This window comes from Vibrio sp. Y176 (assembly GCF_033438945.1).
Genome location: NZ_JAWOQS010000299.1, coordinates 1 through 830, shown reverse-complemented (window position 1 = coordinate 830; position 830 = coordinate 1). Strand labels below are relative to the sequence as shown.

Annotated in this window: 1 protein-coding gene; it reads right to left on the bottom strand. The window is 46.5% G+C overall.

The features are described from left to right. Positions 1–830, bottom strand: an 830-nt coding sequence (locus tag R7O13_RS25685; RefSeq protein ID WP_318305047.1) for a hypothetical protein, incomplete at both ends; no start/stop codon positions are given.

The following is an 830-nucleotide window of genomic DNA, read 5'->3' as shown; positions in this document are numbered from 1 at the left end:
TCAGTTTGAACTCCACTTGCTTGATAGGCAGATAAGGAGTTAGAGCCAATGTTGTTGACCGTTACAGTCCACGTTGAGAATGGATTTCCGGTCACATCGGTGTTGTTAAAAGCAGACGAGAGATCGTTCGCCAAGCCATTGTTGGTAAGTAACGTGTTGATGTTCTGGGTAACGTGGTAACCATGTGCAATCGCACCACCGTTGTTACTGACTTTGATTTCGAAATTGAGCTTACCGTTGATTAAATAAGGTGTCGAAGACAAAAGTGTATGGGTAAGCGTAACGTTCGGCGTTGCTGGAGGCGTGACAAGAACATTGCTTTCTACAGGGCCATCGCGCGTTAACGCCGACGCCTTAGTTGTAATGTCAGAAACCAGATCATTCGCAACGGTCGCTTTGATGGTGTAAGTGATGTAACCACCCACGGATAGCTCCGCATTCTCTACCGACAAATCATCTGCTTTCGAAAATGTTCCCGTATTACTCCCAGAAGAAGCGACAGCACTGATCTCGACATGACTAAAAACTGGAGCGTTGGCACCGCTTAGAACCTCACCAGTAAGAGACAAAAAAGGTTGGGTTATGTCTAAGCCTTTTACTGCAAACAGGCCAGTATTTTTTGCGGTGAGCGTGTACGTCAAAACGTTAGCGACTTGATATTCAGCTGGCGTTACCGCTGCATCTAGCGTGTATTTGTATTCGGCAGGCTCAAACGTGACGCTGGTTGTATCAACGAATGTATTCTCTGCCCCAGCAATCATCGCTTTTACTTGTGCGCCACCTAATACGATGTTTTCAGCACTCTCATGAGACACTGTCGCGCTAACATG